Below are 20,412 nucleotides of genomic sequence, written 5' to 3'. Positions count from 1 at the left end.
CGCCATCCCCGGCGTGAGGAGGCTGAATTCATGGCAGATATTAAAGTAAACGGCGAAACGGTCAGCGTGGATGCAGACGCGTCCACCCCGCTGCTCTGGGTTTTGCGAGAACATCTCGGCCTCACAGGAACCAAGTATGGCTGTGGCATCTCTCAGTGTGGCGCCTGCACCATCCACGTCGATGGACAGCCCGTCCGATCCTGCACCTACCCGGTCGGCGCGCTTTCTGGTGAAGAAGAAATCACCACGATTGAAGGCCTTTCAAAAGAGGGGAACCATCCGGTTCAGCAGGCCTGGGTCGAGATGGATATCCCGCAGTGCGGCTTCTGCCAGCCGGGCATGATCATGGCCGTAGCGGGTTTGCTGAACAGCAACCCGGAAGCCACCGACGAAGATATCGACCAACAAATCACCAATATCTGTCGGTGTGGGACCTTTGCGCGGGTGCGCAAGGGCATCCATCTCGCCAAGACCAAAAAAGCTTAGGCGGAGGAGAAAGACATGGCTGACACGATCAAACTCTCTCGCCGCAACTTCATCATCGGCACCGGTGCCGCCGGACTGACCATCGGTATTCTGGCCTCCTGCGCGCCGGGCAGCGACCCGTCCGATACTGACGCTGATGCGCCGCCAATGGCCGATGCCGATCCACTGCCTGAGGTCAACGCCTGGGTCCATATCAAGCCTGATGACACGGTGACCATCCGCATCGCCCGCTCTGAAATGGGTCAGGGCACGTTGACAGGCCTTGCTCAGCTCGTTGCTGAAGAGCTTGAATGCGACTGGGAAAAAGTCACGACAGAATATCCGACCCCAGGCGAAAACCTCGCTCGTGACCGGGTCTGGAAAGACTTCTCGACCGGCGGCTCTCGCGGTATCCGCGGCAGCCATGACTATGTTCGCGAAGGCGGGGCCGCCGCCCGGATGATGCTCATTCAGGCAGCCGCGACACGCTGGGATGTTCCGGTGGATGAATGCTCCGTCACCAAAGGCGTCATCACGCACGGCCCTTCAGGCGATACCCTCACCTACGGCGCCGTCGCAGAAGATGCGGGCAAGCTCACACCGCCAACCGAGATCACCCTTAAAGACCCATCCGAATGGACCATTGCCGGCCAGCCCAAACAGCGTCTCGATACCATCGACAAAACCACGGGTGCGCAAAAGTACGGGTCGGACATCCAGATGGACGGCATGCTCAACGCAGCCATCAAGCAGCCACCGAAGCGCGGCGCAACGCTCGCCTCTTTTGATGAGAGCGCGATCGCTGACATGCCCGGCGTGAAAAAAGTGGTCGAAATCGACGGTCAGTTCCCGGGCGTCGCCGTCGTGGCCGATTATTGGTGGCAGGCGAAAACCGCTCTTGATGCGCTGCCTATTGAGTGGGCGTCCGGAGAAGGCTCTGACTTCTCCAGCAGTGCCTTCGACACTGAGCTCGATGCTGCCCTCGACGCTGACGAAGCCTTCGTCGGCAACCAGGTTGGCGATGTAGAGCCCGCTTTTGAAAACGCAGCGCAGGTCATCGAAGCGCGATACAACGCCCCGCTTCAGAACCATGCTTGCATGGAGCCAATGAACGCGACCGCCGTCTGGACCGAAGAGAAATGCGAAGTCTGGTGCCCGACGCAGAACGGCGAGGCAGCGCTCGCCGCAGCCGCCGAAGCAGCCGAGCTGCCGATTGGCCAGTGCGATGTGTACAAATTGCTCTTAGGCGGCGGCTTCGGTCGACGCGGGATGAGCGACTACGTCACTCAGGTCGTGAAGATCGCCAAACAGATGCCGGGCACGCCGATCAAACTGCTCTGGACGCGTGAAGAAGACATGGAGCATGGCTTCTATCACCCCATCACGAAAGCCAAGTGCCAGGGCGCGCTTGATGCCGATGGCAATCTGACAGGTCTGAAAATCCGCCTGTCTGGCCAGTCGATTCTATCCGGTCTCATGCCGCAGGCGCTCCGCAACGGCATGGATGCCTACGTCTTCCAGGGACTACTGCCGATGGGCCAGTCAGTGGGGGCAGAAGACCAGACACTGAAGTACACCTTCCCGAATCTCCTGGTCGATCATGCCATGCGAAATCCACCCGTCAGACCCGGCTTCTGGCGCGGTGTGAACGCGAACCAGAACGCAATCTATCTCGAGTGCTTCATGGATGAGCTGGCGCATGCAGCCGGCCGCGACCCATTGGAGTTTCGCCTGGCACATACCCAGGACAGCCCCGAACTCGCTGCGGTCCTTCAGGCCGTCGCCGACAAATCTGGATGGGGCAATGATGATGGCTTGTCTCGCGGGCTCTGCGCGTTCTACTCGTTCGGCAGCTACACGGCCGCCTGCGCAGAAGTGACCGTCAGCGATGATGGCGACCTGAAAATCCACCGCATCGTCGCCGCGACGGATCCCGGACACGCCGTCAACCCGCAACAGATTGATGCGCAGGTCTCCGGCTCGTTCGTCTATGGCCTTTCGGCCGCGCTCTATGAAGAGATCACCTTCGAGGACGGCGAGGTTCAACAGAAGAACTTCAACACCTACCCATCGATGCGTATTGCAGCGATGCCGGAAGTCGAAACGATCGTCATGCCATCTGGCGGCTTCTGGGGCGGCGTCGGTGAACCGACAATCGCCGTTGCAGCGCCCGCCGTGCTGAACGCAATTTATGCGGCAACTGGCAAGCGCATTCGCCAACTACCGCTCAAGGACCAGTCGCTGAGGGACGCATGACAGAACGGGCAAGGGCCCGCGTGATCACCGGTCTGGTTGCAGGTCTGGCCCTTGCCGCCTGCTCTCAGTCGGCTGCGCCTGGCGCAGACAGTGGTGGCGCCTCAGGGTCTGATCTCAATTCTGATCTGAGCTCCGCCGCAGCCCTCGCGCTTAGCTGCACGGGCTGCCACTCAGATGCGGGCGAGGGCATCGCAGACATTGATGATTATACGAGTGACGCCATCAAAACGGCGCTTGATCGATACAAGCTGGAGGTTGACGGCACGACCGTAATGCACCGCCTGATCCGGGGGTACTCCGACGATCAGATCCAGGCCGTCAGCGATTATCTCGGCGCGGAGACATCCAAATGAGCACTCTCTTTGACCTCTCCCGCCGCCATCTTCTCGCAGGTCTCGCGGGCACGGCCGCCTTGCCTGCCCTGTCTCCGCAAGCCATCGCGCAGACCCGGGCTCGACTGGTCATCGTCGGCGGTGGGTTCGGTGGCGCGACAGCGGCCAAGTTCCTGAAGCACTTCCTTCCAGATGCGACGGTCACGCTCATCGAGCCAAATGAAACCTTCGTGGCATGCCCGTTCAGCAACCTCGTTATTGGTGGCCAGAGATCGATAAACCAGCAGACCTTCACATATGACGCACTGCGCGCCATCGGCGTTGACGTCGTCCACCAGACAGCGAGCGATATCGACACAGACGCGCACACAGTGACCCTCGCTGAGGGTGGCGGCACGGTGGGCTATGACAAACTCATCATGTCGCCTGGCGTCGACATCCGATGGGGCGCGCTTGAAGGCTATGATGAACGCGCCGCAGAAAAGATGCCCCATGCCTGGAAAGCCGGCGCGCAGACCACCCTCCTTCGCCAGCAGCTTGAAGCCATGGATGATGGCGGCCTGGTCGTCATGTCTGCCCCTCTGGCGCCGTTCCGCTGTCCGCCGGGGCCGTATGAGCGCGCCAGCTTGATCGCGCACTACCTCAAGACACAAAAGCCAGATTCCAAGCTTCTGATTCTCGATGCCAAGGACACCTTCTCAAAGAAGCCACTGTTTATGGATGCCTGGGCGAAGCTCTATCCAGATCATCTGGAATGGCGCGGCGCGGCAGACTTTGGCCGCGTCGTCTCTGTCGATCCTTCCACGATGACCGTCTCGACCGACTTTGAGGACATCACCGCCGACGTCGCCAATATCATTCCGCCACAGAAAGCAGGCGATATCGCCGACCGAGCGGGCGTGAGCGACGAGACGGGCTGGTGCCCAATCAACCCTCTGGACTTCTCATCCACCCTGCAGCCGGACATCCACGTCATCGGCGATGCCACAATCGCTGCGCCGATGCCGAAGTCGGCGTTTTCGGCCAATCTTCAGGCCAAATTCTGCGCCATGCAGATCGCCCGTCAGGTCGCCGGACTCGATGTCGAGCCCACCGTCCTTGCCAATACCTGCTACTCCTACATCGCTCCCGATCAGGCGATATCGATCACGGGCGTCTACTCCAACGCAGACGGTAAGCTGACCAGCATTGAAGGGGCGGGCGGGCTCTCCCCTGAAATCGCCGACGATAGCGTCCGCACGGCTGAAGCGGCACAAGCAGACGCCTGGTTCCAGACCATCACGCAAGAGGCATTCGGGTGAGGGTCGCCTTGTCGGTTTTGATCATGCTCGCATCATCTGCCTGCCAACCGGCAAATTCTTATCAGTTCGCAAGCGATGTACAGGTCAGCGGTGATGCCATTACAGCCCCTCTGGAGGGTAAATCTGGCGACCCGGATCGTGGCCGTGAGATATTCTCCAGCCGGGCGCTCGGCCATTGCGTCCTCTGTCATGCGATCGACGGCCTCGACGTTGATTTCCAGGGCGATGTCGGCCCGGCACTCACCAATCTTGGTGACCGTCTGACGGCTGAACAGATCCGGATGCGCATCGCAGGCGCACAGAATATTTGGCCAGAAACGGTTATGCCCTCATATTACAGGGTAGACGGGCTGAACCGCGTTGGCAGCGAATATAAGGGAAAGCCCGCCCTCAGCGCGCAACAGATCGAAGATCTCGTCGCTTATCTATCCAGCCTGAAGGCCTGAAATGGACACTGCACAGACCGATAAGTTCAATTTTTCACTCAGCCGAAGGCGCATGCTTGCGCTCGGCTCGGCAGGCCTTGTATGTGCGGCCTTTCCGCTATCGTCTGTCGCTGAAGCGGCAGATGCCGACAAGGCGATCAAAGACCTGTTTGGCGACGGCGAACTGCAAGAAGGCCGTGTGACAGTTGATCTGCCACCCATCGCCGAAAACGGTAATTCGGTTGCCATAAAGGTCACGGTCGATAGCCCGATGACCGAGACCGATTACGTCAAACGCATCGCCATACTCTCTCCGCGCAACCCAATCGCGGAAGTTGCAGAGTTTCAGCTGGGGCCGCGCGCCGGCAAAGCTGAAGTGGCGACCCGCATCCGCATGGCCGGCACGCAGACCATCCGCGCCGTCGCCGAGATGAGCGACGGCACACTCTGGATCGGTAAGGCCAGCACGGTCGTTACCCTAGCCGCCTGCATCATCGGGTAGGAGCCATCATGTCCATCCGCATATCAGCACCAGATACGGCCAGGAAGGGTGAGGTCATCGAACTCAAAGCCCTGATCCAGCATCCGATGGAAACGGGCTACCGCCGCAATAATCGCGGAGAGGTCATTGAGCGAGACATCATCAAGACATTCAAATGTACCTATGACGGCGAGACGATCTTTGAAGCGACGTTCCACCCGGGCATTGCTGCAAATCCGTTCCTGACCTTCTACACGCGCGCGACGACCTCGGGGACGCTGGAGTTTCGCTGGACCGACCAGAAAGGCGAGACCTGGTCCGAAACCCACGCTTTGACAGTCGAATGAGGCTGGCCTGGCTGGCCGTTGCGCTGGTCTTAGCCGCCTGTTCACAGGACACTCCGGCAGAGGAACCCCGCAGCACGCTCGACGCTGATGAGGTCGTGTCCGGCTACCAGTTTCTACAGGCAGACACGCAGGCTCTCCAGGACGATGATTTTGCCAATCCCGGCTTTCTCTGGGTCGACCAGGGCGAAGCGCTCTTCTCAAATGCACCGCCGCAATCAAAGGCCTGTAGCGCCTGTCACGGCGAAGAGGGTTCTGAACTAATTGGGGTCGCCGCGCATTATCCAGCCATGGACGAAAAGACAGGCTCGCTCGTAAACCTTGAAGGGCGCATAAATCTGTGCCGCACCCGTCACCAGGGTCTGGCGCCTCTGGACTATGAAAGCGAACAGCTCTTATCGCTCACCGCCTACGTCGCTCACCTATCGCATGGAGACCCCATAAAGGTTGATATCAGCGGCGGCGTCAGCGACTGGTATGAGCGCGGCGAGGACTACTTCTTCACCAAGCGGGGTCAGTACAATCTGGCCTGCAACCAATGCCACAATGATAATTGGGGAAAGCAGCTGCGCGGCGATACAATCAGTCAGGGCCATGGGACGGCCTTTCCAGGCTACCGGCTGGAATGGCAGACCTTTGGCTCTCTTCAAAGGCGTCTGCGAGATTGCGATGCAGGCGTGCGCGCCGAGCCGCTGGCGTACGGATCGGACGACTACCTCGCCGTCGAGCTCTACCTCGCCAAGCGAGCCGAAGGCCTACCCATCGAAGTTCCAGGCGTCAGACGATAATGAAACAAGACCTCTCCCTCAGCATTCGCATCAACCTTGGCCACGGCGGCCGTTTCGGTCCCGGGAAGGCCGCCCTGCTTGAGGCGATCGACGACACCGGGTCGATCTCGAAGGCCGCCAGCGCGCTCGGAATGTCCTACCCACGCGCCCTGAAGCTGATTGATGAAATGAACGGCGACTTCGCCGACCCCCTCGTGAAATCGACCCATGGCGGCACGGATCGCGGCGGCTCGGAAGTTACTGAAACGGGCCAGACCGTGCTCGCCCTTTACCATTCTGTAAACGAAACCTCTCTGGCCAGCTCCGTGTCCGCCCTCAAAAAGCTCATGGCGCTTGAGAGCGACAATTAGCACTGGCCTCGATCTAAACCGACGTTTACAACGGCTTTCATGGTGACAGCCCAGTCTCGATACCTTGAACATGCTGAAGACGTCCTCACCCAGTTTCTTGACTGGTCCGAGACGATAGGCGCAGCCCTGGTCATGATCACGGGTATTGAAGGTGGCAGCGTGAGGGATCTTGGCGCTCTCATGGCGGTGAACGCATCGGGCGACATTGCCGGATATATTTCCGGCGGCTGCATTGATGCGGATGTCGCGCTGCAGGCGCAGTCAGCGATCGCGGCAGGTGAACCGAAATCACTGCGCTATGGATCAGGCTCGCCTTTCACCGACCTGCCGCTGCCTTGCGGCGGCGCGATTGAGATTGTCATTGAGCCTAACCCGGATTCCACGGCGCTGCGTGCCTGCCGCGACCGCTTGCGGGCTCGTAAGCCGGCCACTCTCACCCTGGATGCCGCTGGCGAATTTACAGCTCGCTACCAACCAAAATTAAGAATGCGCATTGCCGGGCGTGGTGCCGATGCTTTGGCGCTGGCCCGGCTGGCGAAGGCGAGCGGCGTTGAGATCGACCTTCAGCTTCGCGATGGCGAAGACCTCGATCACGCCAAGGCATGCGGCTTCCACGATGCCATTGCACTAGACACACCGTCAGACCTTCCAGCCAATCACGACGACCCGTTCACAGCGTTTGTCCTGATGTTCCACGACAATGATTGGGAAGTGCCGCTGCTGCAGCAGGCGCTTTCGGGACCCGCTTTCTACGTCGGCGCCGTTGGCAGCATGAGGACTCAGCAGCGCCGGACCAGTGAGCTCCTGTCATCCGGAGTCCCTGAAAGCCTGGTTCGCCGTGTTCGCGGGCCCGTTGGTCTCATCGGAGGCATGCGGGACGCATCGATGCTGGCTGTGTCGACCTTCGCCGAGATCGTGGAGGCCTATCACGTCCAGAAGGCCAATGTGTTCGCCTCGACCGCCATTATCCTTCTGTCCGCAGGTCAGTCCGCCCGCTTCGAAGAGGGCGATAAGCTGATGACTGATCTGGAGGGAGCGCCGCTCATCCGTCACGCCGCGCGTCTTCTGGAAACCACTCCATGCGCGGCCCGTCTCGCCATTGTGGGGCCAGATCAGCTTGACCGGGCAGCCGAACTCAGACGTTTCGGCTGGGCAGTGATTGAGAACAAGGAAGCCAGGTCCGGTCAGGCGACGTCCCTGCGCGCTGGGATCGAGGCAGCGCAGCACATCCCCGGCGTACAATCTGCCATGATCCTGCTGGCCGACATGCCAGATGTTTCACCGCATCATCTGACCGCGCTGGCCGAAACGCATGCGTATGGAAAGAGCGCCGCCATGAGCGAATCGTCCGGTGTGTTGATGCCGCCGGCCATGTTCTCGGAAGACACGTTTTCGGCGCTCTGTGCCATTGGCGGTGACCAGGGCGCTCGGTCCGTCTTTGCATCGCTGAAGAACACCGTAACGCTGCCAATCACCCCGACTGAAGCGAGAGACATAGACACGCTGGCCGACCTGCATGACCGGATGGAGGCCAGATATGCCTGATGGCCTGACCCCGATATCCCCAGCGCCCCTGACAGATGCTTTTGGCCGGACCGTGTCGTATCTTCGCCTGTCTGTGACCGACCGATGCGACCTGCGCTGCGCGTATTGCATGGCAGAGCACATGACCTTCCTGCCGAAGAAGGACCTTCTGACGCTCGAAGAGCTTGAGACCGTGGCGGCTGCTTTCATCCGCCGCGGCGTCAGGAAAATCCGCGTGACCGGCGGCGAACCGCTTGTCCGAAAGGATATCGGTGATCTGTTCGACCGGCTCGGCACCTATCTCGGCGACGGCCTGGATGAACTGACCCTGACAACCAATGCGACGCTGCTCGAGCGCGATGCCGAACGTCTGGTCGATGCGGGCGTGCGCCGCGTCAACATATCACTCGATACGCTCGACCCGGACATGTTCCGCGAGATCACCCGCCGCGGGGACTTTGACAAGGTGATGCGAGGCATAGACGCCGCCGACAAGGCAGGCCTGAAGATCAAGATCAACACGGTCGGTCTGAAACACCAGAACGCCGCCGAGATTCCAAACATGGTCGAATGGGCTCATGATCGCGGCTTCGACATGACCTTGATTGAGGTCATGCCACTCGGCGATACAGGCGAAGACCGGGTGGACCAGTACATTCCCCTGTTCGAGATCCGCGACCGGCTGGACCAGTTCTGGACCCTTGAGGACGAAGCGGCGAGCGGGACGAGCGCTGGCCCGTCACGCTATGTTCGCATCAAGGAAACAGGCGGGAAACTTGGTTTCATTACGCCGCTCACCAACAATTTCTGCGCTGGATGCAATCGCGTACGGGTGACCTGCACCGGACGCATCTACATGTGCCTCGGACAGGACGACCACGTTGACCTGCGCAGCGCCTTGAGAGACAGCGACGATCCGCGCGCCGCCCTGGACGCGGCGCTGGACCGCGCGCTTCTGAAAAAGCCCGAAAAACACGATTTCAAAATTCGTGAACGCGCCGCATCTCCGGCCTTGCCACGCCATATGTCGGTGACAGGGGGCTGAGGATGGCAGAAATCCTCTATTTCGGGCGCCTCAGCGACGTGACGGGCACGCTGTCGGAGCATGTCAGCCTGCCGACATCGGTCCGCGATACGAGCGCCCTGCGCGCGTGGCTGGACGACCGGAAAACCCTGGACGGCGCCTTGCTCGAGCCCTCAGTCCGCCTCGCCATCAACAACGAAATTGTCGCCGATCCGCACCCTGTCGGAGACGCTGACGAAATTGCCTTCATGCCTCCGGTCGGAGGGGGATGACGATGATCAAAGTGACGGACGAGCCCATTAACGCCGCAGAAGCGCTCAAAGCCTTCGAGTCAGGCGTCGCGGGTGCAGGCGCGATTGTGAGCTTTACCGGACTCGTGCGTGACCAGGCATCGTCCGGCGATGTCGAAACGCTGCACCTGCAGGCCTACTCACCGATGACAGAAACCGGCATCGCAACAGCCCGAGAGGAGGCGCACGAACGCTGGCCGCTCATCGACAGCCACATCATCCACCGCATCGGTGACATGTTGCCCGGCGATGCCATCGTGTTCGTCGCGACTGCATCTGCTCACCGCCGCCCCGCCTTTGAGGCAGCCGACTACCTGATGGACTATCTGAAGACGGAGGCCGTCTTCTGGAAGAAGGAAACAACCCTGTCCGGCACGAAGTGGATTGAGCCCCGCGCCGAGGATTACAAGGATCGCGCCCGCTGGTCGGGCAGCTAAAGGAACACACCCATGCACGGCATCAATGAAAGCCTGAAATTCATCCCTGTACGCATCGCCGTCCTCGTCGTCAGCGACACGCGCACGCTCGAAAATGACACCTCCGGCGCAACCCTCGTTCAGCGCATCGAAGACGCAGGACATGTCCTGGCTGATCGCAAGATCCTGCGGGACGACCAAGCGTCCATCCGGTCGCAAGTCTCGGAATGGATCGCAGACCCCAACGTCGATGTTGTTATTTCAAGCGGCGGCACCGGCCTCACGGGCCGGGATGTGACGCCCGAAGCAGTCACACCTCTGTTTGAAAAAGTTATCGAAGGCTTCTCGGTCATTTTCCACCAGGTCAGCTTCCAGAGTGTCGGCCTTTCCACCTTGCAGTCCCGCGCTGTGGCCGGCCTTGCCAATGGCACCTTCATCTTTTGCCTTCCAGGTTCAACCGGCGCGGTAAAGGACGGTTGGGACAAGGTCATTTCCCTGCAACTCGATAGCCGCCACAAACCGTGCAATCTCGTTGAGATCATGCCGCGGCTCATGGAGCATATGGAGCACTCCCATTGAGCGGGCTGACCCATATCGGCCCTGACGGGCGCGCGCGCATGGTCGATGTCGGCGACAAAGCGGTCACTCAGCGCTCGGCGACTGCCCGGGGCCGCGTCGACATGGCGGCCGAAACGCTGAGTTTGGCCTTGGGCCGGGACACGAAAAAAGGTGACCCCATCGCGATCGCCGAACTAGCCGGCATTATGGCAGCCAAGAAGACGGCCGACCTCATTCCGCTTTGCCACCCTCTGCCGCTGACAAGCGTGAAAGTGGATATCGCCCCCGTGGATGGAGAAACGGCCTTGTCCGTGACCGCTCGCGCAAAAACGAGTGGCCAGACCGGCGTTGAAATGGAAGCCCTGACCGCGGTCTCTGCCGCCTGCCTCACGCTTTACGACATGTTGAAGGCCGTGGACAAAGCGATGGTGATCGGCGGGATCGAACTGGTCGAAAAGTCCGGTGGAAAATCCGGCGACTACCGAAAGGGCGAGTCTTGAACGATCTGACAAGCGTTGACGACGCGCTACGACTGCTCACCGAGCATGCGCCAGCGCCGGCTATCGAAAATGTAGAATTGGCGCAGGCGCACGGTCTTCGCCTAGCGACGGATGCGATCGCGCAAGTCTCCCGACCGCCCGCCGCCGTGTCCGCCATGGATGGATATGCCGTACGCCTCGAAGACGTCACGACCGCCGGGGCGACACTTACCGTCATCGGCGAGGCCCCCGCCGGGACCCCTTACAGCGCACATGTGGGCGCAGGCGAGGCGGTGCGTATCTTCACAGGCGGCGAAGTCCCCGAAGGTGCTGATCACATCATTATCCAGGAAGATGCCCGCCGTGATGGCGATGCTCTGATCTGCCAGGACGGCTATACAAGCCCCCAATACATCCGCGCGGCAGGTATCGACTTTGAAGCCGGCGCAACCCTGCTCACCGAAGGCACTCGCCTAGGCGCAGCCGAACTCTCACTCATTGCAGCCGGAAACCTCGCCACGCTTTCTGTATATCGTCGCCCCCGCGTTGGCATTCTCGCCAATGGAGATGAACTGCGACCTCCCGGGTCAGACCTCCAGCCGGGCGAGATCGTCAACTCAAACCCGATAGGACTGTCGGCGCTCATCGAAAGCTGGGGCGGGGAAGCCGTGGACCTTGGCGTCGCCCCTGATCGTCTCGATGCCATTTCAGACGCCATCAACCGCGCCAAAGACATCGATATCTTCTTGCCCGTTGGCGGCGCTTCTGTCGGAGACCATGATCTGATGCGCCCGGCATTCGCGGGTGCGGGCTTTCAATCCGTCTTCGAGAAAATTGCCGTCAGGCCCGGCAAACCGACCTGGTTCTCGCGCCGCGACGACGCCGTTACCCTTGGATTGCCCGGCAATCCGGCATCAGCTTTCGTCTGCGCCTGGCTTTTTCTGAAGCCACTCCTGACAGGGGAGCCGCACAGATTCACTCCGGCTCGCCTCTCTTGTGATCTAAGGTCCAACGGTCCGCGCACACACTTCATGAGAGCCGCCGCCAACATTGATGCTTCTGCTTGTGTCACTGTCAGCCCGGCATCAAGCCAGGACAGCTCACTCATCTCGCCTTTCATCAGCGGAAACGCGCTGTTGATGCGCAAACCAAATTCGCCCGCACAAATGGCGGGCGAACTCGTCGATATACTATTGATGAGGCCCATCGGCCTCTAGAGCAGCCAGATGCTTTAAGGCGCCTCATAGCCCGTCTGCGTCATCACATAGGCGATGACAGCTGTGCGATCGTCAGGGCGCTGCACGCCGGCAAAGCTCATATTGTTGCCGGGAAGGAAGTCGCGTGGGCGCGTGAGCCACTGGTCCAGCTTCTCGGGCGTCCATTCAAAGTCGGCTTCCTGAAGCGCCGTCGAATACTCGAAATCGCCAGATGTGCCGACTTCACGGCCGAATAGACCGTAAAGGTTCGGCCCCAGGACAACATCGCCGCCTTCGGTGAGCGTGTGGCAGGACTGACATTGAAAGAAAACACGCTTGCCACGGTCGAAATCCGCTGATGCATAAGGCTCTGGCAAGCCGGCAAACTCGGCACTTCCGGATGCCTCTGTCAGCTCGGCAGTTTCGGTTTCTGCGGGCGCGGACGCATCAGCATCGGACGTGTCCGTTTCGGCTGGCGGCGTCGGCGCGGCCTCTGCTGGCTCCTCGCCAGACCCGCCACACGCGGTAACCACACTCAGCCCCATGGCCAGCGCTATCGCTGCAATGCTCGTTCTCATTTTGCTTACTCCCGATTCGATGTTCGCTTGGCTGGGAACTTACTCCGCCATCGCCAATCAGCAAATGGAAACGGGCGACCCCCGCAAAAGTTCTCGTCACTGCGCAAAGCTATGACAGGTTGTGGGCGACGCAGAGCGGACGACGGTCAATGACTATACGGCCGCGGTTCAGGCCTACCCACCTTTTGGAGGGGATGTGTCATTGGCCGGAAGATCGTTGACGTCGCCAACGTCAAGGAGGGGGCTTGCTTCAATGGTTTCTGCGCCAAGTAGCGAGACCACACGCAGCAGAGCAGCAACGAGGCTCGCTTGCTCCCACTCTGCGAGTTTTGAGAATCGCGACCGGAAAGATGATTGGAGCAGGTCCGGGGCGCTTTGCAGCGTATTGTGGCCTTGCTCCGTGATATGCACCCAAACGCGCCGACGATCACTTTCGCCGCGGCGCCGTTCGATCAGCCCGCGTTCCTGTAGCTTGTCGAGCAGGATAGAAATCGTTGCCTGCTTCAGGTCGACGGCACGTGCCAGATCGCCCGTGAGCATTTCTCCGCGCGTTCGAAGAACCTGCAGGACGAGCAGCTGCGACGCGGTCAATCCGGTCTGATGTGCGACCGATCGTACGTTGACAGCCGTTGCCTTCATGATCCGGCGCAGCGCGACCAGCGCCGCTTCACTTTGCTCCGTCATCCCCTCGCTCCAGGTATCCGCATTCACCGCAGACAATCTAGCGGCTTCAAAACCTTCGGATAATTGGGGCATACAGTGAAATCCTTTGAGCGCAAATATGTTTTACAATCTAACTATCTATGGAACATATAAGCGTTTATGTGGGTTTCGTAAGTGTACCAAATGATCTTTTGCAGTACTGACGCTAGGGGTTGAACCCCCAAGCGAACCGATTAAATAGTTTGTCAAACAAATAATGGTCTCTGCAAAAGGCATCTAAACGAGCATATTATGAGCACCGACACAGTTGAAAGAGCAGGCGCTGCACATCAATCGAGCGCCGCCAACATCGAAATTTCCGCTCCTCGAAGCGAAGATGGCGCAGCTGTGCATGATCTTATCGCGGCCTGCCCGCCACTCGATACCAACTCGCTATACATGAACCTCATCCAGACGACGCACTTTTCCGATACGTGCGCGCTCGCGCGCGATGATGAAGATGTGATCGCCTGGGTGTCGGGACACATCCCCCCTTCCGAACCAGACGTCTTTTTTCTCTGGCAGGTCGCTGTCGGTGAGAAGGCTCGTGGCCAGCGCATCGCAAAGCGCCTCGTCGCTGACATTTTTTCAAGACCGGCTTGTTCGTCCGTCCGATATTTGAAGACGACGATCACGTCGGACAATGAGGCCTCCTGGGGCCTGTTCCGGAGTATCGCCAGATGGCTTGATGCTCCTCTTCAAGAGAGCGAGTTCTTTGATAAGGACCGTCACTTCAAGGGCCGTCACGACAGCGAAATTCTCGTGACCATCGGCCCATTCGAGCTGCCGGCCGACACCTGACACTTTTCCGGCCGCCGCTCAATTCACACCAGACCTCACAGGAGCCGAACGTATGGCGTTCACTGACATGACAGATATCCAAGACAACATTTTCGAACGACGGGAATCCAAAGTCCGCAGCTATTGCCGCAACTTTGATACGCTTTTCGTCAAAGCCTCAGGCTCGGAAATGACCGATGCTGAAGGCAAAACCTATATCGACTTCCTCGCCGGTTGTTCGACGCTGAACTACGGGCACAACGACCCGGACATGAAGCAGGCTCTTATTGAGCACATCACGCGCGATGGCGTGGCCCATGGCCTCGACATGTACACGGACGCGAAAGCCGAATGGCTGCAGGCGATGGAAGACAAGATCCTCAAGCCTCGCGGCATGACCGACTACAAGATCATGATGACTGGCCCGACCGGCACGAACGCCGTCGAAGCCGCCGTCAAGCTCGCCCGCAAAGTGACGGGCCGCAGCAATGTGATCGCCTTCACCAACGGCTTTCACGGCATGACGCTGGGCGCTCTGGCGCTGACCGGCAATGCCGGCAAGCGCGCCGGTGCCGGTCTTGGTGGCAGCGGCCTGCATGGCACGACCCACCTTCCATATGCAGGCGCTTTCGGCGACGATGTCGATACGCTCGACCAGATCGAGATGATGCTGGAAAACTCGTCTTCAGGTCTCGATGCCCCTGCCGCGTTCATTTTTGAACCGATCCAGGGCGAAGGCGGCCTCAACGCCGCTTCGAAAGAGTGGATGCAGGGCATTGCCCGCCTCGCCAAGAAGCATGGCGCACTGCTTATCGTTGACGATATCCAGTCCGGCTGTGGCCGCTCTGGCGACTATTTCGGCTTCGAGATTGCCGGCATCAAACCGGACATCATCACCCAGGCGAAATCGCTGTCGGGTATGGGTCTTCCTTTTGCCTGTGTCCTCCTCAAGAAGGAGCACGACATCTGGAAGCCGGCCGAGCACAACGGCACATTCCGCGGTAACAACCACGCCTTCGTGACGGCTCGCGTCACATTGGAGAAATTCTGGAGCGATGACAGCTTCCAGAAAGAGGTTCGCGAGAAATCAGAAATCCTGACCGAAGGCCTGCAAAAGATTGCTGACCTGATCCCCGGCGCCAAGCTGAAGGGTCGCGGCATGATGCAGGGCGTAGATGTGGGCACGGGAGACCTTGCGTCCGACATCTGCAGCCGGTCATTCGAAAAAGGCCTCATCATCGAAACTTCTGGCGCCGATGACGAAGTGGTCAAGGTGCTCGCACCTCTCACCACGCCCGTCGAAACCTTCCGCAAGGGCCTCAGCATCCTGCTTGAAGCCGCGTCGGAAGCCACATCCAGTGCCAAGATCGCAGCGGAGTAACCCACCATGATTGTACGCGACCTGAACGAAATCAAAGATACAGACCGCGCCGTCTCCGACGCGCAGTGGACCTCATATCGTCTTCTGCTCGCCGATGATGGCATGGGCTTCAGCTTCCACATCACCGTTCTCGAGGCTGGCTCAGAGCACACCTTTCATTACAAGAACCACTTCGAAAGTGTGTACTGCATGAAAGGCAAAGGCTCGATCACGGACCTCGCCACAGGCGAAACGCATGAGATCAAGCCGGGCGTCATGTATGGTCTGAATCTGCACGACAAACACGTCCTGCGTGCCGAAGAAGAGCTGCACATGGCCTGCTGCTTCAATCCGCCGGTCACCGGCAATGAAGTGCACCAGGCCGATGGCTCCTATGCCGCCCCTGCAGATCTTGAGACAGCAAGCTAGGCAATGCCTGGCCGCTGAGTGGGCCGGCCCGTTTCAGAACCGGCGGGCTGGCCAACACACTCACCAACAAGAAGAGACATTTTATGTCACATACCGTTGAAAAGATTGGCGGCACGTCAATCGCGAACACGCCCGTCATCCTCGACAACGTCCTGATTAATGGGCGCGAGGGCGATGAGCTCTACAACCGCATCTTCGTTGTCTCCGCCTATGCTGGCATGACGAACCTGCTGCTGGAGCACAAGAAGTCCGGCAAGCCAGGCGTTTACGCGCTATTTGCCAGCGCTGAGAACAAGTGGCAGTGGAGCGAAGCCCTGACGGAATTGTCAGAGGCCATGCGTGAAAAGAATGCCGAAGTCTTCGGAGATCATTCTGACCGCAAAGTGGCTGACAACTTCGTGCTTGAGCGTGTCGAAGGCGTCCGCAACTGCCTGATCGACCTTCACCGTCTCTGCTCATACGGCCAGTTCCGTCTCGATGAACACCTGCTGACGGTTCGCGAAATGCTCGCAGCCCTCGGTGAAGCGCATTCTGCGCACAACACGACGCTGCTGCTACGCCAGCGCGACATCAACGCCGTCTTCGTTGACCTGACCGGTTGGCGCGATGACGAAAAGCGCTCCCTTGATGAGCGCATCAATACCGCCCTCGACGGCATCGACTTTTCAAAAGAGCTGCCGATCGTCACGGGCTATGCGTCCTGCCTCGAAGGCATGGTGAAGCTTTATGACCGCGGCTACACCGAAGTGACCTTCTCGCGCATTGGCGCTCTGACCGGGGCGAAGGAAGCGATCATCCATAAGGAATTCCACCTCTCGTCTGCCGACCCCAAACTGGTTGGCGATGACAAGGTGCGCAAGATCGGCGAGACCAATTATGACGTCGCCGACCAACTCTCGAATATGGGCATGGAAGCCGTTCACCCGAAAGCCGCCAAGGGCCTTCGCCAGGCCGGCGTTCCGCTTCGTGTGAAGAACACGTTTGACCCGAATGATGCCGGCACGATCATCACCGATGGCTTTCGCCCGGCTGAACCACGCGCCGAGATCGTTACGGGCATTCCGAGCCTCTACTGCTTCGAACTGTTCGAGCAGGACATGGTTGGCGTGAAGGGGTATGATGCAGAAGCTCTGAAAGTCCTCACACGTCACAATATCTGGATTGTCACCAAGAACTCGAACGCCAACACGATCACGCACTATGTGAACTGTTCGCGGGACGCCCTGAAGAAGGCCGGCGAAGATCTGGAGGCACATTTCCCGAATGCGGAAGTGTCCATCCGCAAGGTCGCCATGGTGTCCGTCATCGGTTCAAACCTGGAACTCGATGGACTGACCGCCCGTGCAACGAAAGCCCTGTTTGACGCGAAGATTCGACTGCTTGGCCTTCATCACCTCACCCGCAATGTCGACCTTCAGGCCATCGTTGCCGAGGAAGACTATGACGAGGCTGTAAAGGTGCTGCATAGAGCGCTCGTGGAAGGCCACGTCTCCAGCGAACTGGAAGCTCCCAAGCCACGCGAAGCGGCTTAGGGGCTCACATCCATGATCATTGCCAGCTTTCTCGTAATTCTCGCCGCTTTCCTCATTGTCGGTCTCGCATCGGCGCGTAAGGCAACAGGCGAGAGAACCGATTATTACCTTGCCGGTCAGACTGTCTCGCCCTGGCTGACGGGGCTTTCGGCCGTCGCGACCAACAATTCCGGTTACCTGTTCATCGGTGTGATCGGTTACACCTACGCGACCGGTCTATCCGCGATCTGGCTGATGTTCGGCTGGATCATTGGCGACTATATCGGTTCGACATTCATTCACAGGAAGCTGCGCAACGCCACAGGCGTAACGAACGAGGCCTCATTCGCCTCCGTTCTGTCGCGCTGGCACGGCGAAGACTTTGCGACGTGGCGGCGGATTGCTGCCGTCGTCATGGTGCTATTCCTCGGAGCCTACGCCGCCGCACAAATATCGGCTGGCGGCAAAGCCCTGGAAGGCGTGCTCGACATCGACCCGCGTATCGGTGCCGCCACTGTGGCGGCGATGATCATCGCCTACTCGATCGCTGGCGGAATTCGCGCATCCATCTGGACCGACGCGGTTCAGTCAATCTCCATGCTCGTCGCCCTCATCATCCTGTGTGTCGTCGCATTCGCAGACAAGGGCGGTATAGGCGGCGCGTTTGCCTCGATGATGCCACTCGACGATGGCCGCTATATGAACCTCTGGCCGGAACAGAGCGAACTGGTTGGCACGGGCGGACTCGCCATCGTGTTCTTCGTCCTGGGTTGGCTGTTTGCAGGGTTTTCGGTCGTCGGCCAGCCGCACATCATGGTGCGTTTCATGGCGCTCGATGATGAGAAGAACATGCAGCGCACCCGCGTCTGGTATTACAGCTTCTTTATTCTTTTCTACATCCTCGCCGCCGGGCTCGGCCTGCTGTCGCGCCTGTTCCTTCCGGAACTCGGCGACACTGAACTTGCCCTGCCGCGCATGGCACTCGAACTCCTGCCTGACGTCTTTGTCGGCCTGATCCTTGCCGGTATTTTTGCCGCAACGATGTCCACGGCTGACTCGGTCGTGCTCTCATGCTCTGCCGCGATCACGCATGACCTGACACCTGCGCGTATGGAGCATCCCTACTTGCTGAAAGGCGCAACCGCCGCCGTCACCCTCGGCGCACTGGTGATCGCGCTGACAGGCACACAGAGCGTCTTCACGCTGGTTATTCTCGCCTGGTCAACACTCGCTGTCGCCTTTGCGCCGCTTCTGACGCTCTACGCGCTTGGTCGCAAGGTCAGCGAATTTGTGGCCATTGGCCTGATGGTGGGCGGCATCGCGATCGCGCTGATCTGGCGCTACGTCTTCGAATGGCATGGCGGCATCTATGAAGGCCTTCCAGGCATCGCCATCCCGCTGATCGTCGGCTGGTTCCTCTCGCGTCCCGCGACCAAGGCGGAGTTAAGCGACAGCCCACTGGAGTCGCCGGCCGAATAGACCGGCGACCTCACATCATCGATACAACGCCTTGGCGTGATGCATGATGTGATCATCCATGAACGTGGAAATGAAGTAGTAGGAGTGGTCGTACCCCGGCCTCATGCGGATCGCGAGACTTTGCCCCGCTTCCCGGCAGGCTTCCTCGAACAGGCGCGGCTTGAGCTGCTCGTCAAGAAACTGGTCGTCTTCGCCCTGATCGATCAGGATGGTCGTTTCTAGCTGGGTCTTTTTAACCAGCTCGCAGGCGTCGTAATCGGCCCACGCCGCCTTGTCTTTTCCAAGATACGTCGTGAATGCCTTTTCGCCCCATGGCACCTGGCTTGGTGCGACGATCGGCGAGAAAGCTGAGACACTTCGGAAATGGCCGGGATTGCGCAACGCTAGTGTCAGCGCGCCGTGGCCGCCCATCGAATGTCCGAAGATCGATTGCCGGCGCATGTCAGCCGCAAAATTCGACCGGATCACCGACGGCAGTTCCTCCATCACATACTGGTCCATCTTGTAGTGCTTGGCCCACGGGTCTTCAGTGGCCGTCAGGTAGAACCCGGCCCCTTGTCCCAGATCGTAGGCGTCATCATCAGCGACATCCTTGCCTCTTGGGCTTGTGTCCGGGGCAACAATCATCACGCCAAGCTCGGCCGCCTTCCTTTGAAGACCGCCCTTCTCCATCACATTGGACCAGTTGCAGGTGAGACCCGAGAGGTACCAGAGGACCGGGACAGGGTCGTCAGATGTCTGCGGAGGATCGAAGACAGCGAACCGCATCGTGCAGCCCAGCGTTTCGCTTTCATGGTCGTGAACGCTCAGGTCCCCGCCAAAGCTCGTCCATTCCGATACCGTCTCCAAGATAAAAACCTCGCTTCTGCGTTAATGTGAATAGGTCGAACCTAACACAGAGCGAGGCCTTTTCCAGAACAGACCGGGCCGATCTCTCTTATCTCTACGCGTTAGACGTCATCGCAGCGAAGACGACGATCACTCATTGCGAAGAATTTCGCATTCCTGCTGCACGGTCTCGGCCTGGTTTTCCGTTGTGCAGCGGCGAATACGGACGTCATAGGCTGTGGGGTTATCGCCCTGAGCCTGCTGGGCAGGCGTGCGATGAACCTCGACATTCTGGTCGATCTTGAACCCAATTCGATTGCCCACTTCGCAGTAGACATCCACGGCCTGCTCGACATCAGCAGCCCAGACTTTCATTGAAACCACGTTGGGACCAACCGCGCCGTCTGGCACTTCGTGTCCTTCGACAAGCTCCCCGCCGGCGACGATGGAAAAATGTTTGAAGTCGGACATGCTGGGACCTTTCGGGTTGGTTCAGGAAAACATAAGGGTGGACGC

The 20,412-nt window shown here is 59.4% G+C and carries 25 protein-coding genes; 21 read left to right on the top strand and 4 right to left on the bottom strand.

Annotated features, from left to right (window positions below):
* Positions 1-30 precede the first annotated feature (30 nt).
* The 16 genes from WNY37_RS04580 to WNY37_RS04505 are packed head-to-tail and all read left to right on the top strand — an operon-like array spanning position 31 to position 12,250.
* A complete protein-coding gene (locus tag WNY37_RS04580; RefSeq protein ID WP_342972283.1) occupies positions 31-486 on the top strand; it encodes a (2Fe-2S)-binding protein in 456 nt (151 codons plus the stop codon).
* A 15-nt stretch (positions 487-501) separates the two neighbouring features.
* Positions 502-2,721, top strand: coding sequence for a molybdopterin cofactor-binding domain-containing protein (locus tag WNY37_RS04575; protein ID WP_342972282.1), 2,220 nt, complete (start codon positions 502-504; stop codon positions 2,719-2,721).
* Positions 2,718-3,074 carry a hypothetical protein gene (locus WNY37_RS04570; protein WP_342972281.1) on the top strand — a complete coding sequence of 119 codons (357 nt, stop codon included), beginning with the start codon at positions 2,718-2,720 and terminating at the stop codon, positions 3,072-3,074. The genes WNY37_RS04575 and WNY37_RS04570 overlap by 4 nt, the downstream gene beginning before the upstream one ends.
* Positions 3,071-4,354: an NAD(P)/FAD-dependent oxidoreductase gene (locus WNY37_RS04565; protein WP_342972280.1), complete on the top strand. Its 1,284-nt coding sequence runs from the start codon at positions 3,071-3,073 to the stop codon at positions 4,352-4,354. Before WNY37_RS04570 ends, WNY37_RS04565 begins: the two co-directional genes overlap by 4 nt.
* Positions 4,355-4,362: 8 nt before the next feature.
* Positions 4,363-4,800 carry a sulfur oxidation c-type cytochrome SoxX gene (gene soxX, locus WNY37_RS04560; RefSeq protein ID WP_342972279.1) on the top strand — a complete coding sequence of 146 codons (438 nt, stop codon included), beginning with the start codon at positions 4,363-4,365 and terminating at the stop codon, positions 4,798-4,800.
* Position 4,801: 1 nt separating this feature from the next.
* Entirely contained in the window at positions 4,802-5,281 is a 480-nt protein-coding gene (locus WNY37_RS04555; RefSeq protein ID WP_342972278.1) for a SoxY-related AACIE arm protein, read from the top strand.
* 8 nt (positions 5,282-5,289) lie between these two features.
* Positions 5,290-5,607, top strand: a complete 318-nt coding sequence (gene soxZ, locus WNY37_RS04550) for a thiosulfate oxidation carrier complex protein SoxZ (RefSeq protein WP_342972277.1) — start codon at positions 5,290-5,292, stop codon at positions 5,605-5,607.
* A complete protein-coding gene (soxA, locus tag WNY37_RS04545; RefSeq protein WP_342972276.1) occupies positions 5,604-6,392 on the top strand; it encodes a sulfur oxidation c-type cytochrome SoxA in 789 nt (262 codons plus the stop codon). Before soxZ ends, soxA begins: the two co-directional genes overlap by 4 nt.
* Positions 6,392-6,742 carry a LysR family transcriptional regulator gene (locus tag WNY37_RS04540; RefSeq protein WP_342972275.1) on the top strand — a complete coding sequence of 117 codons (351 nt, stop codon included), beginning with the start codon at positions 6,392-6,394 and terminating at the stop codon, positions 6,740-6,742. The genes soxA and WNY37_RS04540 overlap by 1 nt, the downstream gene beginning before the upstream one ends.
* Before the next feature lie 39 nt (positions 6,743-6,781).
* Complete coding sequence (locus WNY37_RS04535) at positions 6,782-8,287, top strand: NTP transferase domain-containing protein (protein ID WP_342972274.1); 1,506 nt, start codon at positions 6,782-6,784, stop codon at positions 8,285-8,287.
* Positions 8,280-9,311: a GTP 3',8-cyclase MoaA gene (gene moaA / locus WNY37_RS04530; RefSeq protein ID WP_342972273.1), complete on the top strand. Its 1,032-nt coding sequence runs from the start codon at positions 8,280-8,282 to the stop codon at positions 9,309-9,311. Before WNY37_RS04535 ends, moaA begins: the two co-directional genes overlap by 8 nt.
* A gap of 2 nt (positions 9,312-9,313) precedes the next feature.
* On the top strand, positions 9,314-9,562 hold the full coding sequence (locus tag WNY37_RS04525) for a MoaD/ThiS family protein (RefSeq protein WP_342972272.1): 249 nt from the start codon (positions 9,314-9,316) through the stop codon (positions 9,560-9,562).
* Positions 9,559-10,017 (top strand): molybdenum cofactor biosynthesis protein MoaE, encoded by a 459-nt coding sequence (locus WNY37_RS04520; protein WP_342972271.1) that lies wholly within the window; start codon positions 9,559-9,561, stop codon positions 10,015-10,017. Before WNY37_RS04525 ends, WNY37_RS04520 begins: the two co-directional genes overlap by 4 nt.
* Before the next feature lie 12 nt (positions 10,018-10,029).
* A complete protein-coding gene (moaB, locus tag WNY37_RS04515; RefSeq protein WP_342972270.1) occupies positions 10,030-10,575 on the top strand; it encodes a molybdenum cofactor biosynthesis protein B in 546 nt (181 codons plus the stop codon).
* Entirely contained in the window at positions 10,572-11,054 is a 483-nt protein-coding gene (moaC, locus tag WNY37_RS04510; RefSeq protein ID WP_342972269.1) for a cyclic pyranopterin monophosphate synthase MoaC, read from the top strand. The genes moaB and moaC overlap by 4 nt, the downstream gene beginning before the upstream one ends.
* On the top strand, positions 11,051-12,250 hold the full coding sequence (locus tag WNY37_RS04505; protein WP_342972268.1) for a molybdopterin molybdotransferase MoeA: 1,200 nt from the start codon (positions 11,051-11,053) through the stop codon (positions 12,248-12,250). The genes moaC and WNY37_RS04505 overlap by 4 nt, the downstream gene beginning before the upstream one ends.
* Positions 12,251-12,264: 14 nt before the next feature.
* On the opposite strand, the gene WNY37_RS04500 is transcribed toward WNY37_RS04505, so the two are convergent.
* Together WNY37_RS04500 and WNY37_RS04495 are read right to left on the bottom strand one after the other, a co-directional pair.
* Positions 12,265-12,807: a c-type cytochrome gene (locus WNY37_RS04500; RefSeq protein ID WP_342972267.1), complete on the bottom strand. Its 543-nt coding sequence runs from the start codon at positions 12,805-12,807 to the stop codon at positions 12,265-12,267.
* Positions 12,808-12,981: 174 nt separating this feature from the next.
* Entirely contained in the window at positions 12,982-13,563 is a 582-nt protein-coding gene (locus WNY37_RS04495) for a MarR family winged helix-turn-helix transcriptional regulator (RefSeq protein ID WP_342972266.1), read from the bottom strand.
* Between the two features lie 198 nt (positions 13,564-13,761).
* Here WNY37_RS04495 and ectA point away from each other — a divergent pair, with 198 nt between their 5' ends.
* The 5 genes from ectA to WNY37_RS04470 all read left to right on the top strand — a co-directional run bounded on the left by ectA (position 13,762) and on the right by WNY37_RS04470 (position 19,068).
* Positions 13,762-14,310 carry a diaminobutyrate acetyltransferase gene (ectA, locus tag WNY37_RS04490; protein WP_342972265.1) on the top strand — a complete coding sequence of 183 codons (549 nt, stop codon included), beginning with the start codon at positions 13,762-13,764 and terminating at the stop codon, positions 14,308-14,310.
* A 67-nt stretch (positions 14,311-14,377) separates the two neighbouring features.
* Positions 14,378-15,670 (top strand): diaminobutyrate--2-oxoglutarate transaminase, encoded by a 1,293-nt coding sequence (gene ectB / locus WNY37_RS04485; RefSeq protein ID WP_342972264.1) that lies wholly within the window; start codon positions 14,378-14,380, stop codon positions 15,668-15,670.
* 6 nt (positions 15,671-15,676) lie between these two features.
* Entirely contained in the window at positions 15,677-16,078 is a 402-nt protein-coding gene (locus WNY37_RS04480; RefSeq protein WP_342972263.1) for an ectoine synthase, read from the top strand.
* Positions 16,079-16,161: 83 nt separating this feature from the next.
* A complete protein-coding gene (locus WNY37_RS04475; protein WP_342972262.1) occupies positions 16,162-17,610 on the top strand; it encodes an aspartate kinase in 1,449 nt (482 codons plus the stop codon).
* 12 nt (positions 17,611-17,622) lie between these two features.
* Entirely contained in the window at positions 17,623-19,068 is a 1,446-nt protein-coding gene (locus WNY37_RS04470; protein ID WP_342972261.1) for a sodium/proline symporter, read from the top strand.
* A gap of 15 nt (positions 19,069-19,083) precedes the next feature.
* On the opposite strand, the gene fghA is transcribed toward WNY37_RS04470, so the two are convergent.
* Positions 19,084-19,917 (bottom strand): S-formylglutathione hydrolase, encoded by an 834-nt coding sequence (gene fghA / locus WNY37_RS04465; RefSeq protein WP_342972260.1) that lies wholly within the window; start codon positions 19,915-19,917, stop codon positions 19,084-19,086.
* A 129-nt stretch (positions 19,918-20,046) separates the two neighbouring features.
* A complete protein-coding gene (locus tag WNY37_RS04460; protein ID WP_342972259.1) occupies positions 20,047-20,367 on the bottom strand; it encodes a hypothetical protein in 321 nt (106 codons plus the stop codon).
* Between the last annotated feature and the right edge of the window lie 45 nt (positions 20,368-20,412).

Origin of the sequence: Henriciella sp. AS95, assembly GCF_038900055.1 — a bacterium.
In the GTDB taxonomy this organism is placed as follows: domain Bacteria; phylum Pseudomonadota; class Alphaproteobacteria; order Caulobacterales; family Hyphomonadaceae; genus Henriciella.
This window is presented reverse-complemented; position numbering and strand designations above follow the sequence as displayed.